The organism is Chitinasiproducens palmae (genome assembly GCF_900095735.1).
Lineage (GTDB): Bacteria > Pseudomonadota > Gammaproteobacteria > Burkholderiales > Burkholderiaceae > Chitinasiproducens > Chitinasiproducens palmae.
This window is the reverse complement of sequence record NZ_FNLO01000014.1, coordinates 34,936-50,887: the sequence shown is the minus strand read 5'-3', so window position 1 is coordinate 50,887 and position 15,952 is coordinate 34,936. Positions and strand designations below refer to the sequence as shown.

The following is a 15,952-nucleotide window of genomic DNA, read 5'->3' as shown; positions in this document are numbered from 1 at the left end:
GTTTCATGTCGAAACGTCACGCGGCGCGGTCATCCAGTGTCGTGCGACGGGCCGACCGACCCGCCACATGGCACGGCCGTTGTGCAGCCGTTATGCAGCCGCTAAGCAATATGCCGCAGGCGTGCGGCGCTTTCCAATCAGCCCCGTTCAACCGCGAACCGTACATGTTCAATCCCAGCCGCGACGAAGTGCGCCAGTTTTTCCGCGACGCCTGGCGCAAGGAACAGGCAGGCCAGGTCCTGACGCCGTTGGAAGCGATGGCGATCGACTGGGTCAAGGCCCATCCCGAATATCATCCGGACCTGGAGGCACCGGCCGAACAGACACCGGACTACTCGCCGGAGCAGGGACGCTCCAACCCGTTTCTGCATCTGTCGATGCATCTGGCGGTCAGCGAGCAGCTGTCGATCGACCAGCCGCCCGGCATTCGGGCCGCGCACGCACAGCTCGCCGCCCGCCTGGGTTCCGAACACGACGCCCATCACGAAATCTTCGAGTGCCTGGGCGAGACGCTGTGGGAGGCACAGCGCACCGGTACGGTGCCCGACACCGATGCCTATCTGGATCGCATCCGGCGACGCGCCAGCCGCTGACCCGGCACCGCAGGCGGCCAACCCCGAGCGAGCGCCGCGCCGGCGCCCGGAACAGGCCCGTCACGCGCCGGCAGGGTATGGGAAATACGTCCGAATACTCACGCCGCGCCGGCGTCGGAAACGACAACGCACCGCGAACGGTGCGTTGTCAGGCAGCGCAACAGCCGATCGCCGCCGATAGCGGCCAGGCCGGTGCCTACTTCTTCGTGACCAGGTCGCTGGGCAGCGACTGAATGTAAGCGGCGATGTCGCGCAGTTCCGATTCGGACAGGCTCTGCACCTGGGCACGCATCACGGCGTTGTCGCGGCCGAACAGCGGATTCGCATTGCCGACCTGATAGGCCCGCAGCGCAAAATAGGTGTAGTCCGCATACTGCCCGGCGAGCTTCGGATATTCACCGCTCACCGGCTTGGCCAGACCCGGACCGTGGCAGGCAGCGCAGTTGCTGCGCTCGATGATCTCACGTCCGTTTGCCGCGTTCGCGGCGCTGGCCGGCGCGGTGACCACCGAACCCAGGACCGCGAGCGCGACGGCAGCCAAAAGCTTGTTCATGAATTCTCCTGTGCGCGCGCGGCTTTACTTGACGGGGTTGTCGGCACTGTTCGGGCTTTGCGCCGAATAGTAGGCGGCGATGTCCGCGATGTCCTGGTCCGAGAGCGACACGGCGATCGCGCGCATCGTCTCGAAACGCCGGTTGCCGTTCTTGTATTCGTGCAGGGCGTTGGCCAGGTAGCGGGCCGGCTGGCCGCCCAGCTTGGGCACCCGATAGACTTCGGGATAGGCGGTGCGATAGTCGGCGATGCCGTGACAGCCGATACACATGGCGACCTTGTCCCGCGCCGCCTGCGGATTACCGACCAGTTCCGCCGCGTGGGCGCCGAACGCCGACAGCGTCAGCACCGCGGCAAGCACATTTTTGTTCATCGCTTGAAATCGAGTTGGGGACCGCGCTTTGACCGCTCCGGCCCTCCCGGAGCCGGAAAAGCGTGAAGACCGCGGGGGTGCGCCTCGACAGCTCGCGAGCGATGCGCGATCCGCACTCGCCCGGAAGCAGGCCGAAAAATCGGTGCATTGTAGCGCGCACGCCCCTTGCCGTCCACTTGACGCGCCGTGCCGGTGCTCGGCAGGCGCATCACGCCCGCCCCTGCCGCGGCCGTCGGGCGGCGCTGCCCGCTGCCGTTGCAATCCTGCACGGCGCATGCCGCGGCGCCTCGTTGGGCGCCAGGCCGCCACGGCTACTGCGGCTACGGCTACGGCTACGGCGGCTACGCCTATGCCGCGACGGCGGCCGCCTGCGCCGCCGGACCCGTCTGCCGTCCAGCGACGGCAGACCCCGCAGCGCAACGGCGCATCGGCCCTGCGCGCGCGGCAAATTCGGCCAGGCGCAGCGACGCGCCAGCCGTTGAGGCGCTGCCGACACTGCCGCCAATCCAAGGCATCACCTAGGCATTACCTAAGCATCACCTAAGCATCACCTAGGCAACCCCGAGGCAACTGCAACGCAAGCCCGAAACAGCCGCGAGGCCACGCCGCCGCGCCGACGCGTCCGCCACCGTGCCCCTATACTGCGAGTTCCGGCCGCCGCTCCTGGCGGCCGCTTTCTCACAGGAGCGCTCCGTGGCCCGCTTCGAAGGTTCTTCCGAGTACGTCGCGACCGACGATCTGAAGCTCGCGGTGAATGCCGCGCTGACGCTGGCACGCCCGCTGTTGATCAAGGGCGAGCCGGGCACGGGCAAGACGATGCTGGCGGAGCAGGTGGCGGCGGCGCTCGACATGCCGCTGCTGCAGTGGCATATCAAGTCGACCACGAAGGCGCAGCAAGGCCTGTACGAATACGATGCCGTCTCCCGCCTGCGCGACTCGCAGTTCGGCGACGAGCGCGTGCACGACATCGCCAACTACATCGTCAAGGGTGTGCTCTGGCAGGCGTTCGAAAGCGATCGCCAGCACGTGCTGCTGATCGACGAGATCGACAAGGCGGACATCGAATTCCCGAACGACCTGCTGCGCGAACTCGACCGGATGGAGTTCTACGTCTACGAAACCCGCCAGCTCGTCCAGGCGCGGCATCGGCCATTGGTGATCATCACCTCGAACGACGAAAAGGAGCTGCCGGACGCCTTCCTGCGCCGCTGTTTCTTCCACTACATCACGTTCCCGGACGCGGCGACCATGCAGCGCATCGTCGCCGTGCATTTCCCGCGGCTGGACCAGGAACTGCTCAGCGCCGCGCTGGCGCGTTTCTTCGCGCTGCGGACCGTGCCGGGACTGAAGAAGAAACCGTCGACGTCCGAGTTCCTGGACTGGCTTAGGCTGCTGGTCACCGAGGGGGTGCTGGCCGACACCTTGCGCGACGAAGACGGCACCCCGCCCTATTTCGGCGCGCTGCTCAAGAACGAGCAGGACATGCAGCTGTTCGGACGCCTCGCCGCGATGAACCGGCAGCGGCGCTGAGCCGTCTGCCCAACGCGACGTTCACGTCCAGGAGAGATCGGCCATGTTGATCGATTTCATGTACCGGCTGCGCGAGGCGGGGCTCCCGGTCTCGATCAAGGAATTCCTGACGCTGCTCGATGCGTTGCGGCGGGACCTGATCGATCCGTCGATCGACGACTTCTACCGGCTGGCGCGTCTCGTCCTCGTCAAGGACGAGCGCAATTTCGACAAGTTCGACCGCGCCTTCGCCGCCTTCTTCACGCAGCGCGGTGCGCAGATGGCCGCGTTGCCGACGATTCCGCTGGAGTGGCTCGAACGAAAGCTGCGCCGCGAGTTGAGCGATGCCGAGAAGGCGAAGATCGCCAGACTCGGCGGCCTCGACGCGCTGCTCGAGCGTCTGCGCCAGTTGCAGGAAGAACAGCACGAGCGGCACGAAGGCGGCAGCAAGTGGATCGGCACCGGCGGCACGTCGCCATTCGGCAACGGCGGTTTCAATCCGGAGGGCATCCGCATTGGCGGCGAGTCGGCCGGCAACCGTACGGCGGTGAAGGTATGGGAGGAGCGTGCGTTCCGCGACTATGACGACGACGTCGAGATCGGCACGCGGAACCTGAAGGTGGCGCTGCGGCGTTTGCGGCGCTTCGCCCGCGAGGGCGCCGCCGAGGAACTCGACTTGCCGGCAACCATACACGGCACGGCGTCGAACGCGGGCTGGCTCGACCTGCGCATGGTGCCGGAACGGCGCAACCGCGTGAAGGTGCTGATGCTGCTCGACGTGGGCGGCTCGATGGACGACCACGTCGAGCGCGTCGCCGCGCTGTTCTCGGCTGCCCGCAGCGAATTCAAGCATCTCGAATTCTTCTATTTTCACAACTGCGTGTACGACAACCTGTGGCGCGACAATCACCGACGCCATGCCGAACGCCAGTCCACCTGGGACCTGCTGCGCAAGTTCCCGTCCGACTACCGTCTGATTCTGGTGGGCGATGCCACGATGGCGCCCTATGAGATCACCCAGGTGGGCGGCTCGACCGAATACAACAACGACGAGCCCGGAGCGGTCTGGCTGCAGCGGCTGACCCGCCAGTTCCCGCGCCATGTGTGGCTGAATCCGGAACCGCGCGGCTTGTGGGAATACCGGCAGTCGGTGGCGTTGATTCGGCACCTGGTCGACGACCGCATGTATCCGCTGACGCTGCACGGCTTGGGAGACGCAATCGACCGCTTGAGCCGCGACTGACCCCGGTCGGCGCGTCGCAAGTCAGCGGGTGGCGACCGGTTGGGCGGGGTCGAGTCGAACCAGGCGCAACCAGCGCGCCAGCGGATTCGGCCGTGTCGGTGCACGGTCGGAGGGAACCGGCCAGGCAATATTGCCACGGCAGCATTGGACTCCGGGCCGGCTGGCCGTATGATGGGCACCGCCACTCAGCGCGGCGTGTCGCCGCCCTACCTTCACCCTCGTCCGTTGCAATGACCGCGCCTCCGCCGCCCTCCCCCGCCTCGCCGCCAGCCACAGCCGACACGCCCGTCATCGTCTCCGCGCCGCCCCCCGGGCACCGCCACGCGCGCCGGTTCACCGACGATTTCTCGCTGTCGGCACTGGTCGCGGGCGTCATTGCCGTGCTGACCGGCTTCACCAGTTCGGCGGTGCTGATGTACCAGGCCGGCGCGGCCGCGCATCTGAGCGACCTGCAGATCGCCTCGTGGATGGCCGGACTGTCGCTGGCCATCGGCGTGATCACGATCTTCCTGTCGTTGCGCTGGCGCATGCCGATCGTGATCGCGTGGTCGACGCCCGGTGCCGCGCTCCTGATCAGCAGCCTGCCCGGCGTGCCGTATGCGGAGGCGATCGGCGCGTATCTGATCAGCGCCGCGCTGATCGTCGCGATCGGCCTGTCCGGCTGGACCGACGCGCTGATGCGCCGCATTCCGGCGGCCATCACCGCCGCGCTGCTGGCGGGGATCCTGTTTCGCATCGCGATCGCCGTGTTTCCCGTCGTTTCGCGCGAACCGGTCACGCTGTTGCTGATGCTGGCCAGCTACCTGCTCGCCAAGCGGGTGCAGCCCCGTTACGCGATCGTCGTGGCGCTCGTGGTCGGCGTGATCGCCGGCGCGGCGGCCGGCCATCTCGATTTCTCGGCGGTCCATCCGCAACTGGTCAGCCCGGTCTTCACGCTGCCGCGCTTTTCGGTGGCGGCGACGGTCAGCATCGGCCTGCCGCTGTTCATCGTTGCGATGACCTCGCAGAACATGCCGGGTCTCGCGGTGCTGCGCGCCGACCATTACAAGGTGCGCTCCTCGACGCTGCTGGGTGCAACCGGCTTTGCCTCCCTGCTGACCGCGCCGTTCGGCGCGCACGGCGTGACCGTGGCGGCCATCAGCGCCGCCATCTGCACCGGCCCGGACGCGCACGAGGATCCGCGCCGGCGTTACGTCGCCGCCGTCGTTGCGGGCGTGCTCTACCTGCTGGCGGCCCTGTTCGCGTCGACGATCGCGGCCTTGATCGCCGCGCTGCCTGGCGCCTTGGTGCTGGCCGTGGCCGCGCTGGCGCTGCTCGGCTCGATGGGCCAGGGGCTGGCCGACGCACTGCGCGCGCCGGGCGAGCGCGAGGCCGCGCTGCTGACCTTTCTGATCACCGCGTCGGGCATCACCGTGCTGTCGATCGGCTCGGCGTTCTGGGGCGTGCTGGTCGGGGTCGTGGCGCAGGCGGTGCTGGGCTGGCGCCGTCGTTGAGGACCCGGACGGTCGGTCGCGCTGCATCGGCGGCATCGGCTCGCTACAATGAACAGATCGATGCCTGACCATGCGGCAGGCGACGCTGCACTGCGGCACACCCTTTGGAGATCGTCAGATGAATGCCCTTGACCAGCTCAAGCAGTACACGACAGTCGTTGCGGACAGCGGGGACTTCAATCTGCTCGAAGCATACAAGCCCCAGGATGCGACGACCAATCCGTCGCTGATCCTGAAATCGGTGCAGAAGGACGAGTACCGCCCCCTGCTCGAAAAGACCGTCAAGGACCTCAAGGGCGCTTCGATCGGCGACGTGATCGACCAATTGCTGGTGAACTTCGGCAAGGAGATCCTGAAAATCGTGCCGGGCCGCGTCTCGACCGAAGTCGACGCGCGCCTGTCGTTCAACACGCCGGCAACCGTCGACAAGGGGCGTCACCTGATCGAGCTCTACGAGGGACAGGGCATCGACCGGGAGCGGATCCTGATCAAGATCGCGTCGACCTGGGAAGGCATCCGCGCCGCGGAAATCCTGCAGCGCGAGAACATCAACTGCAATATGACGCTGCTGTTCTCGCTGCCGCAGGCGGTCGCCTGCGCGGAAGCGAAGGCGAAGCTCATTTCGCCGTTCGTCGGACGAATCTATGACTTCTACAAGAAACGCGCGGGCGCGGATTGGGACGAGAACCGCGATGGCGGCGCAAACGACCCGGGCGTGCAGTCGGTGCGCGAGATCTACAACTACTACAAGAAGTTCGGTTATTCGACCGAGGTGATGGGCGCGAGCTTCCGCACCGTTTCGCAAATCGTCGAGTTGGCCGGCTGCGACCTGCTGACGATCAGCCCGGATCTGCTCAAGCAATTGCAGGACTCGACGCAGAAGATCGAGCGCAAGCTGGACCCACAGGGCGCCGCGTCGCTGGACATCGCGCGCGTGCCGGTCGACGAACCGACGTTCCGGCTGGCCGTCAACGACGACCCGATGGCAACCGAAAAGCTTGCGGACGGTATCCGCCAGTTCGCCACCGACGCCGGCAAGCTGGAAAAGCTGATCGGCGAGCTGCAGCAGGCCTGAACCGGCCCACGCGGCCAGTGTCGCCCCGCGCCTGCCCGGTGCCACTCAACACAGGGTGGCGGGGCGCGCACTGCGCGCGGTGGCGGGGCCGCGTCGCCCGTCGGCAGGAGGCCAGTACGCGCGATGCCGCCGCGCCGACTTACTGGCGGCCGATCAAGCGTGGACCATAGACGTTGACCAGCAGTCCACCCAGTACAAACGCCGCGCCCAGCCACTGCAGCCGTGCGAAATGCTCATGCAACAGCAGCGATGACGAGGCGATGCCGAGAATCGGCACCAGCAGCGACAACGGCGCCACCTGCGCCGCCGGGTAGCGGGTAAGCAGCCTGCCCCACAGCGAATAGCCAAGCAGCGTCGCAGCGAACGCAAGATACGCGAGCGCAAGCAGCGAGCTGACTTCGATGTTGGCAAGCGCATGGCCGATCCTGTCCGGCCCCTCGAAGACGAGCGAGGCCAGCGCGAACGGCAGCGGTGGGATCAGACTGCTCCAGACGATCAGGCCGAGCAAATCCACCCGGCCGATCTTCTTCATGCAGATGTTGCCGGCGGCCCAGCTTGCCGCGGCGGCCAGCGTCAACATGAAGCCGACCGCGTTCATGTCCTGTCCGCCGCCTTCCGCGATCAACGCCAGGCCGACGGCCGCGATCAGCAGCCCGACCACGTGCTGGGCGCGCCAGCGCTCGCCAAGCATCAGCGCGGCGAACGCGATCGTGAAGAACGCCTGCGCCTGCAGCACCACGGACGCGGCACCGGCCGGCATGCCGACCGACATCGCCCAGAACAGGAACGCGAACTGCCCGAACGCGGCCGTCAAGCCGTAGGCAAGCATCAAACGCCAGGGCACGGCGGGACGGCGCACGAAGAAGATGGCCGGTACCGCCGCCAGAATGAAGCGCAACGCGCCGAGCAGCATCGGCGGCAGGCCGTGCAGGCCCACCTTGATCACGACGAAATTCATGCCCCACACCAGCACCACCAACAAGGCGCTGCCCAGATCCTGCCGATTCATGCCTGTCTCCCCGTGACGCCGCGGTCTTCGCGTGGCGCCGTATAGTCCGCTTTCACCCGGGCGGCGCCGGGCCCGTCTCAGATCTCGAAGGTGTCGCCGTACGGGTGCACTGCCGCGAGCGCACGCAACCAGCGCTGCGCCGGCAGTCCCCAGGTCTCGCGAATGAACGCGGCGCGGGCACGCAGCAAGGCGGCGGGGAAGGCCAACGCCGGTCCGGCGAAGGCGAGCGCGATCCGGTTGCCGTCATGCACCTCGGGCAACACCACGACGCGGCCCTCGAAGGCTTGCGACAGATTGCGCAGATTGCGCGCATAGCTGTCGTGGTCGCCGAACAGGTTGACGGTCAGCATGCCCGGCTCGCGCAGCGTCTGACGGCAGGCGCGATAGAAGGCAACGCTGTCGAGTACCGGACCGCGCGCCGTCGCGTCGTAGACGTCGACCTGCAAGGCGGCGATGGTGCCGCGCCGCTCGGGCGCCGTCACGATGTCCCAGGCGTCGGCTTCGGTCACCGTCAGCCGCGCGTCGTCGGGCGGCAGCGCGAACATGCTGCGCGCCGCGACGACCACCGACGGATTCAGTTCGATCGCCTCGACCCGGCTGTCCGGAAACGCGCGATAACAGAACTTCGTCAACGCCGCCGCGCCGAGGCCGAGTTGCACGACGCGCGCATCGGCCGCGGGTGGATCCAGGAACAGCAGCCAGGCCATCATTTGCTGCGCGTATTCGAGTTCGATCCGGTCCGGCCGGCTGATGCGCATCGCACCCTGCACCCACTCGCTGCCGAAATGCAGGAAGCGCACGCCGCCCAGCTCGGAAAAGGTGACCGGCGCGAAGCGAGGTGGACGCGCGCGCATCGAGCGGTCGGCGCTCGCGAGTTCGTCGGGGAAGGCGACGGCATCGGCGGGGACGGCATCGGCGCCGCGTCGGCGCCGGAACGCGCGCTGCTCCGCGGAGGCGCGCTTGATGAGACGTGTCATTCGAGCAGTAGGCGCCACGCGCTCAATTTCTGCGGGAACGAGAGCATAGCATTCGCCGGACTCGACGACGGCAGGACCAGCGTGCGATAGCCCGCTTCCGCAAGCAGCGGCGCGGCGCGGCCGGCCGTCTTGCCGTTGAAGCAGGCCTTTTCAAGGGCCGGCGCATGCTCGCGCAAGGCCTCGAACGCGTTGGACTGCGCCTGCCGGATCGCCGAGTCGAGACTGCCCTCGCGCTCGCAGGCGGCGAACACATCCCACAATCCGATCCGGTGCGCGAGCAGGCAGGCCAGGCGGTCGTCATAGCTGCGGCCAGCCAGTCCCGGCACGTCGAGCACTGCTTCCAGCAGACGCCAGAAGTGGTTGCGCGGGTGTGCGTAGTACTGGGTCGCCGCAAGCGAGGCGACGCCGGGGAAACTGCCGAAGATCATCACGCGCGTGTCGCGATCGGCGACCGGGGGGAAGCTGCTCAGCATCGATACGGAAAAACGAGCCCGCCGTCGCGCGCGTCCGGACGCCGCCACAGCGCGGGCAAGAAACATTCGGCGATCAGCAACGGCACGCCCTTGCGCGCGAAGACCGAACGCCGCGCCAGCAAGCGCCGCGGCAGCTGGCTGGGCGCGAACGTTCGCGCCGATGCCGGCGCGTCGTCCGGCGCCGGCAATGCCGCTGCGAGTCGATACAACGGGTGGCCCGGCAGGATCACCGAGGACGCCAGCCGGGTGCGCGAGACGCCGTGATCGTGATACAGCAGGTCGGCCAGCGGCCGGCTGCCGAGCCGCCGCATCGACAGCCACACACCGTGGCTGGCGGCGAGCGGCGTGACGCTGCGCGCCACCACCAGCGCTTCGCCGTCGACCCGCAGCGCCACCGCGCGCATCCACACGGGGGCACCCGACACGGTGTGGAGCGCCGCCGCCTCGTCCGGCATCGCGCCGTCGACTCGTTCGTCGAGCACGTCAACGGTGACGCGACCCAGCCCGCGAAGGTGCCCGGTCAGCGCACCGCCGCGCCGCAGCCAACTGCGCTGCACCACGTCGCTGGTCGATGCCGGCCGAAGCCGCCAGCCGCCTACCGCGGCGCGCGCGCCATCGGCAGCGCGGATCGTCGCGACCAGCCCGCCGAGCGCACGCCGGCTCATGCGTTGGCCTGAAGCAGCAGCGCGTTGGAGCGTTTGACGAATGCCGCAGGATCGTCGAGCGAGCCGCCCTCGGCCAGCAGCGCCTGGTCGAACAGCAGGTGGCACCAGTCGTCGAAGCCAGCCTGCCCGGCCTGCAGGCGCTTGACCAGCGGGTGCTCGGGATTCAGTTCGAGAATCGGCTTGGTGTCCGGGGCCGCCTGCCCCGCGGCCTTGAGCATCCGCTGCAGATGGCCGCTCAACTCGCCTTCGTCCGCCACCAGACACGACGGCGACTCGGTCAGGCGGAATGTCAGCCGCACGTCCTTGGCCTTGTCGGCGAGGGCCACCTTCGCCGCTTCCAGCAGGGGCTGCAACGCTTCGCCGGTTTTTTCCTGCGCTTCCTTCTCGGCTTCGTCCGGCGTCAAATCGAGATCGCCGCGCGCCACGCTCGCGATCGGCTTGCCGTCGAATTCGGTCAGATACGACAGCATCCATTCGTCGACCCGATCGGACAACAGCAGGACTTCGATGCCCTTCTTGCGGAACACTTCGAGATGCGGGCTGTTGGCGGCCGCCCGATAGCTATCGGCGTTCACGTAGTAGATCTTCGTCTGCGCGTCCTTCATGCGCGAGACGTAGTCGGCCAGCGACACTGTCTGTTCGTCGGTGCCGGTGTGCGTCGACGCGAAGCGCAGCAGTTTCGCGATGCGTTCGCGGTTCGCGTGATCCTCGCCGACGCCTTCCTTCAGCGTCTGGCCGAACTCGCTCCAGAACGTCGCGAACTTCTCCGCATGGTTCTCGGCCAGATCCTCGATCATCGACAAGGCGCGCTTCGTCACGCCCTCGCGGATCGCGCGCACGTCGCGGCTCTCCTGCAGGATCTCGCGCGACACGTTCAGCGGCAGGTCGCTGGAATCGACGACGCCGCGAATGAAGCGCAGGTAGGACGGCAACAGCGCTTCGGCGTCGTCCATGATGAACACGCGGCGCACGTACAGCTTCAGGCCGCCGTGACGGCTGCGGTCCCACAGGTCGAACGGCGCGCGCGACGGCACGTACAGCAGCTGCGTGTATTCGCTGCGGCCTTCGACCCGATTGTGCGTCCAGGCCAGCGGTTCGTTCGTGTCGTGCGACAGATGCTGGTAGAAGCTCTTGTACTGCGCGTCGTCGATCTCGCTCTTCGGGCGGGTCCACAGGGCGCTGGCCTGGTTGACGGTCTCGGTCTCGTCCTTCACCACCGTCTTGCCGGCTTCCGCGTCCCACTCCTCCTTGCGCATCAGGATCGGCAACGCGATGTGGTCCGAGTATTTCTGGATGATCGACTTGAGCCGCCAGCTTGACAGCAACTCGTCCTCACCCTCGCGCAGATGCAGCGTGATGCGCGTGCCGCGTGGCGCGCGCTCGACCGTCTCGACGGCGAAGTCGCCCTCGCCGCGGCTCTGCCATCGCACCCCCTCGCTGGCCGGCAGGCCGGCACGCCGGCTTTCGACGGTGACCTCGTCGGCCACGATGAACGCCGAATAGAAACCCACGCCGAACTGACCGATCAGCGCGGCATCGCGTTGCTGATCGCCGGACAGCCGTTGGAAGAATTCCTTGGTGCCGGACTTCGCGATGGTGCCCAGATGGGAAATCGCCTCGTCCCGGCTCATGCCGATGCCGTTGTCCTCGATCGAGATGGTGCGCGCCTCGGCGTCCAGCGACACCTCGATCTGCAGATTCGGTGCCTCTTCGAGCAGCGCCGGATTGGCGATCGCCTCGAAGCGCAGTTTGTCGGCCGCGTCCGACGCGTTCGAGATCAGCTCGCGCAGGAAGATTTCCTTGTTGCTGTACAGCGAATGGATCATCAACTGCAGAAGCTGCTTCACTTCCGCCTGGAAATGCATCGTTTCTTGCGACATAGCGATTCCTGGATTCAAGTCGTCATCAGTCAAAAGGCGCGTCGGGCGCCTGCGCGCATGCCGGCACGAGCGCACGGCTGCACGCAGGCACGAGAGGCCGCGCGTTGCGCGAGACGTTGGGACGATCCGCACGATTTCAAGAGCGCAACGCGGCCACGCCGCGGCGCGCGCCGCCCGCGCGGCGCTTCAGGCGTCCATCTGGCGTGCAAGGAAATCGAACAGCAGCGGATCGTTGAGGTTCGCGACGTTGAAGCGCATCCAGCTCGATGGCGTCTGCGACGGCGAGAAAAGCGCGCCCGGCGCGAACAGGAAACCGGCTTCGTGCGCCGCGGCGGCAATCGTGGACGAGTCGCGTCGCGCGTCGGCCCACAGGAACATGCCGGCGTTCGGCTCGGCGAACAGCCGCAGCCCGACGCGTTCCAGCTTGCGCGCGGCCGGCTCGCGTGCCTGGTCGAGTTTCTGACGCAGGCGTTCGACGTGCCGGCGATAGTGGCCTTCGGTCAGGATTTGATAGACCAGCCGTTCGTTGATCTCGGGCGTGGTAAAGCCGACCAGCATCTTCTGGTCGGCGACGCGCCGCGCGAGCCCCGCCTCGCATGCCAGATAGCCGACACGCAGGTTGGCGGCCAGCGTTTTCGAGAAGCTGCTCAGGTAGATCACGCGCTTGAGCTGGTCGAGGCTCGCCAGACGGGCGATCGAGGCACCCATCGGGCACAGATCGCCGTAGATGTCGTCCTCGACGATCTTGAAATCGTAGCGTTCGGCGATCTGCAGGATGCGGAATGCCTGCGCGGCGCTCAACGACGTGCCGGTCGGGTTCTGCAGCGCAGAGTTGATGACCAGCAGCTTCGGGCGCCATTCCTTGGCCAGCGCTTCCAGCGCGTCGAGATCGGGTCCGTTGCTGGTGTAGGGAAAGCCGATCAGTCGCGCGCCCTGGGCCGCGAAGCGGCCGAACATCTGGAACCAGGCCGGATCGCCGACCATCACCGCGTCGCCCGGCGCCACGTGCAGGCGAGCCACCAGATCGAGCCCCTGCGTCACGCCGGAGAGCAGGACGATCTGCTCCGGCGATGCGGCAATCTCGATTTCGGCGAGACGCGTCTGCAGTTGCTGGCGCAACGGTGCGTAGCCCTGCGGCACCGCGTATTGCAGCAGCGCGCCGCTGCGCCGCGCGACCGAGCGCAGGCCGTTGGCCAGCATTTCGCCGTCCAGCCAGGCATTGGGCAGGTAGCCGAGCCCCGGTCCTTTTTCCGGCACGGTGGTCTGCAACATCGCGTTCAACAGCCATGTCACGTCCATGGTGGTCGGCACTGCGCGCGAGCGCTTCGGCGCCAGCACCGGCGAGCGCTGCTCGCGTACATAGAAGCCGGAACCGCGCCTGGATTCGAGATAGCCGGTTGCGACGAGCCGCTCGTAGGCCTCGACCACCGTGAAGCGCGACACGCCCTTGTCGACCGCGAGCTGGCGGATCGAGGGCATGCGCATGCCGGGCCGGAACACGCGTTCGTCGATCCGGCGTCGAGCCCATTGCGTGAGCTGCTCGACCAGCGTGAACTGGTTTGAATCGAACGGCGCGGGAATCTGGGCGAGCGAGTCAAGCGCGGTGGCAAGCGGTTGGTCTTCCATGACTGTACTGAATGGTATTTGAGAAATTGTACCGTTACTGTGCCGGTCCGTCTCGATATAGTGGAAGCCACTGATGCCTTAGCAAGTATCGCCTTTCGCTGTCTGCTGATTGCCGCACCGGAGTGTCCCATGCAAGAGATCCGTCATTTCCTACTCGATAGTCCAGCCAGCGTCGCGCTTGACGTAGCGGGCCGGGGCGAGATTCTTGTCGTGCAAGGCACCGTCTGGGCCACCATCGAGGGCGCGCCGCGCGACCACTGGCTTGCCGCCGGCGACACGCTGCCCGTGATGCAGGGACAACGCGTATGGCTGTCGGCCGAGTCGGGCGACGCCGGGCTGCAATTCCGACTGTCGGCGTGCCAGACCCGGCGCTCCTATGGTAAAAAGCCGCTCGACGTCGCGCGGCGCTGGCAGCGCGACGCTTTGCTGGCGAGATAGCTTCATTGGCGAGATAGGCGATGGCGTTGCGCGCGGGCCGGGTCAGGCTCGATCACTTGCAGTTGTATGCTCCCTCGATCGAGGCGGGGCTGGCACACCTGCGCGACACGCTCGACGTCGAGCTCGACCTGCCGCACATGCCGGTGCCGACCGGCGACGCGGACCCCGTGCACTGCCTCGGCCTGTCGTTGGGCGGAGGCAGCCGGCTCGACATCGTCACGCCGGCCGAGGCACGCAGCCGCGGACTTGACCCGGGCCATTTCGCGGCACGCCTCGCGACCGGCGCCTTCCTCGGCCACTGGACACTGCGGCTCGAACGGCCGGCCCTGCTTCCGCAACTGGCCGACGACTACCCGCGCCGGCTGGATCCGGTCGGGACCGGGCGGCTCGGCAGCGGCGAATGCCTGCTCGGCCGCCGCGCCGACGGTGCATGGCCACGCTGGCGCGGCGCCGGCGACGGCATCGTGCCGACCGTCGTGCAGCAGCGCAGCGGCACGCCGCCGGTCGCGCATGCCTGCGGGTTGACGCTGCGGGCCTTGCGTGGCGCGCATCCGGCTGTCGAAGTCATCAACGAACAGCTGCGCTGGCTGGGTGCCGACGCAGTCATCACCGTCGAGGCGACGCTGCTCGACCCCGAACTCAGCGCCGACATAGAGACACCGCATGGCTTGCGAACGCTTCGCTGAAGCCCATGCGGCCCGTGGCGCGTCGGGCGCGGCAGTGATCCTGCCTGCGCCAGAGGGACGGGCGCCACCCTTCTTTTCATACGAGACACCGATGTCCGACCTCTCCGCTCACGCTCTGACGCCCTCCTGGAACCTGTCGAACAGGGCCAAACAGATCACCAGTTCCGCGATCCGCGATCTGCTGAAGATCACCGAACGTCCCGAAATCATCTCGTTCGCCGGCGGCCTGCCGTCGCCGACCACCTTCCCGGTCGAGGCGATTCGCGCCGCCGCGGTACGCGCGCTCGCAGACGATGCGCAAGCGCTGCAATACGCGCCGACCGAAGGCTACGCGCCGCTGCGCGAGTGGATCGCGGCACGACATTCGAGCAATGGCCGACGCATCGATCCGCAGGACGTGCTGATCACGACCGGTTCGCAGCAGGCGCTCGACCTGCTCGGCAAGACGCTGATCGATCCGGGCAGCAAGGTGCTGGTGGAAACGCCGACCTATCTGGGCGCGCTGCAGTCGTTCTCGATGTTCGAGCCCGTCTACGGCTCGCTGGCCTGCGATGCGGACGGCGTGCTGCCCGACGCGCTGGACGCGGCCGCCATCAAGGGCACGCGCCTGCTCTACCTGCAACCGAACTTCCAGAATCCGACGGGTCGATCGATGCCCGCCGACCGGCGCCGCGCGCTGGCCGCGCTTGCCGACCGCCTGCCGTTCCCGATCGTCGAGGACGACCCGTATCACGACCTCTACTTCGACGGCGCGGAACAGCCCACGCTTCTGTCGATGGCCCCGGAGCGCGTGGTGTACTGCGGCTCGTTCTCGAAAATCTTCGCGCCTGGCCTGCGCGTCGGCTACGTGATCGCGCCGCGCTCGTTGAGCGCGAAACTCGCGCAGGCGAAGCAGGCGAGCGACCTGCACACGCCGAACCTGAACCAGCGCATCATTCACGAAGCGGCGCTGGACGGCCTGTTCGACCGGCATCTGCCGGCCGTGCGCGCTTTCTATGCGGGCCAACGCGACGCGATGCTGGCGGCCTTGTCGCGCGACATGCCCGAGGGCGTGACATGGAACCAGCCGGCGGGCGGCATGTTCGTCTGGCTGGCACTGCCCGCGCACATCGATACGCGCGCGCTGCTGGCCGACGCGATCGAGGAAAACGTGGCCTTCGTGCCGGGCGAGCCGTTCTTCGCCAACGATGTGCAGCGCAACTTCATGCGTCTGTCTTACGCGACCGTGACGCCGGCGCGCATCGACGAAGGCGTCGGCCGCCTGGCGGCACTGATCCGTCGCCGCATCGGCTCGGGCTCGCGCGCCGCGTGAGACAGCCAGCGGCAAGGTCCCGTATGATGCCGCGGTCGGGCCATGCGG

Annotated in this window: 16 protein-coding genes; 8 read left to right on the top strand and 8 right to left on the bottom strand. The window is 67.4% G+C overall.

Going from position 1 to position 15,952, the window contains the following annotated elements:
• The first annotated feature begins 164 nt into the window (after positions 1-164).
• A complete protein-coding gene (locus BLU54_RS19850) occupies positions 165-593 on the top strand; it encodes a DUF1841 family protein (RefSeq protein WP_091912461.1) in 429 nt (142 codons plus the stop codon).
• A gap of 196 nt (positions 594-789) precedes the next feature.
• On the opposite strand, the gene BLU54_RS19845 is transcribed toward BLU54_RS19850, so the two are convergent.
• Positions 790-1,146: a c-type cytochrome gene (locus tag BLU54_RS19845; RefSeq protein WP_091912292.1), complete on the bottom strand. Its 357-nt coding sequence runs from the start codon at positions 1,144-1,146 to the stop codon at positions 790-792.
• 24 nt (positions 1,147-1,170) lie between these two features.
• Positions 1,171-1,518: a c-type cytochrome gene (locus BLU54_RS19840; protein ID WP_091912290.1), complete on the bottom strand. Its 348-nt coding sequence runs from the start codon at positions 1,516-1,518 to the stop codon at positions 1,171-1,173.
• Positions 1,519-2,211: 693 nt separating this feature from the next.
• On the opposite strand from BLU54_RS19840, the gene BLU54_RS19830 reads away from it, so the two are divergent.
• The 4 genes from BLU54_RS19830 (at position 2,212) to tal (ending at position 6,838) form a co-directional block, all read left to right on the top strand.
• On the top strand, positions 2,212-3,048 hold the full coding sequence (locus BLU54_RS19830; protein ID WP_235838042.1) for an AAA family ATPase: 837 nt from the start codon (positions 2,212-2,214) through the stop codon (positions 3,046-3,048).
• 43 nt (positions 3,049-3,091) lie between these two features.
• Complete coding sequence (locus BLU54_RS19825) at positions 3,092-4,270, top strand: vWA domain-containing protein (protein ID WP_091912284.1); 1,179 nt, start codon at positions 3,092-3,094, stop codon at positions 4,268-4,270.
• Positions 4,271-4,500: 230 nt separating this feature from the next.
• Positions 4,501-5,763, top strand: a complete 1,263-nt coding sequence (locus tag BLU54_RS19820; protein WP_091912281.1) for a benzoate/H(+) symporter BenE family transporter — start codon at positions 4,501-4,503, stop codon at positions 5,761-5,763.
• Between the two features lie 118 nt (positions 5,764-5,881).
• Positions 5,882-6,838: a transaldolase gene (gene tal, locus BLU54_RS19815; RefSeq protein WP_091912459.1), complete on the top strand. Its 957-nt coding sequence runs from the start codon at positions 5,882-5,884 to the stop codon at positions 6,836-6,838.
• A 139-nt stretch (positions 6,839-6,977) separates the two neighbouring features.
• Here the strand turns inward: tal and BLU54_RS19810 are convergent, their stop codons facing one another.
• The 6 genes from BLU54_RS19810 to BLU54_RS19785 form a co-directional block, all read right to left on the bottom strand.
• The gene (locus tag BLU54_RS19810) at positions 6,978-7,847 is read right to left on the bottom strand and encodes an EamA family transporter (protein WP_091912279.1); all 870 of its coding nucleotides are present in this window, start codon (positions 7,845-7,847) and stop codon (positions 6,978-6,980) included.
• A gap of 77 nt (positions 7,848-7,924) precedes the next feature.
• A complete protein-coding gene (locus BLU54_RS19805; RefSeq protein ID WP_091912276.1) occupies positions 7,925-8,824 on the bottom strand; it encodes a class I SAM-dependent methyltransferase in 900 nt (299 codons plus the stop codon).
• The gene (locus BLU54_RS19800) at positions 8,821-9,297 is read right to left on the bottom strand and encodes a DNA-deoxyinosine glycosylase (RefSeq protein WP_091912274.1); all 477 of its coding nucleotides are present in this window, start codon (positions 9,295-9,297) and stop codon (positions 8,821-8,823) included. The genes BLU54_RS19805 and BLU54_RS19800 overlap by 4 nt, the downstream gene beginning before the upstream one ends.
• Positions 9,291-9,962, bottom strand: a complete 672-nt coding sequence (locus tag BLU54_RS19795) for a chorismate--pyruvate lyase family protein (RefSeq protein WP_091912272.1) — start codon at positions 9,960-9,962, stop codon at positions 9,291-9,293. The genes BLU54_RS19800 and BLU54_RS19795 overlap by 7 nt, the downstream gene beginning before the upstream one ends.
• Complete coding sequence (htpG, locus tag BLU54_RS19790; RefSeq protein ID WP_091912270.1) at positions 9,959-11,842, bottom strand: molecular chaperone HtpG; 1,884 nt, start codon at positions 11,840-11,842, stop codon at positions 9,959-9,961. The genes BLU54_RS19795 and htpG overlap by 4 nt, the downstream gene beginning before the upstream one ends.
• Before the next feature lie 186 nt (positions 11,843-12,028).
• Positions 12,029-13,468 (bottom strand): aminotransferase-like domain-containing protein, encoded by a 1,440-nt coding sequence (locus BLU54_RS19785; RefSeq protein ID WP_091912268.1) that lies wholly within the window; start codon positions 13,466-13,468, stop codon positions 12,029-12,031.
• Between the two features lie 129 nt (positions 13,469-13,597).
• On the opposite strand from BLU54_RS19785, the gene BLU54_RS19780 reads away from it, so the two are divergent.
• The 3 genes from BLU54_RS19780 to BLU54_RS19770 all read left to right on the top strand — a co-directional run bounded on the left by BLU54_RS19780 (position 13,598) and on the right by BLU54_RS19770 (position 15,904).
• Positions 13,598-13,906, top strand: a complete 309-nt coding sequence (locus BLU54_RS19780; protein ID WP_091912266.1) for a DUF2917 domain-containing protein — start codon at positions 13,598-13,600, stop codon at positions 13,904-13,906.
• Between the two features lie 20 nt (positions 13,907-13,926).
• On the top strand, positions 13,927-14,592 hold the full coding sequence (locus tag BLU54_RS19775; RefSeq protein ID WP_091912263.1) for a hypothetical protein: 666 nt from the start codon (positions 13,927-13,929) through the stop codon (positions 14,590-14,592).
• A 91-nt stretch (positions 14,593-14,683) separates the two neighbouring features.
• Positions 14,684-15,904: an aminotransferase-like domain-containing protein gene (locus tag BLU54_RS19770; RefSeq protein WP_091912261.1), complete on the top strand. Its 1,221-nt coding sequence runs from the start codon at positions 14,684-14,686 to the stop codon at positions 15,902-15,904.
• Positions 15,905-15,952: the final 48 nt, after the last annotated feature.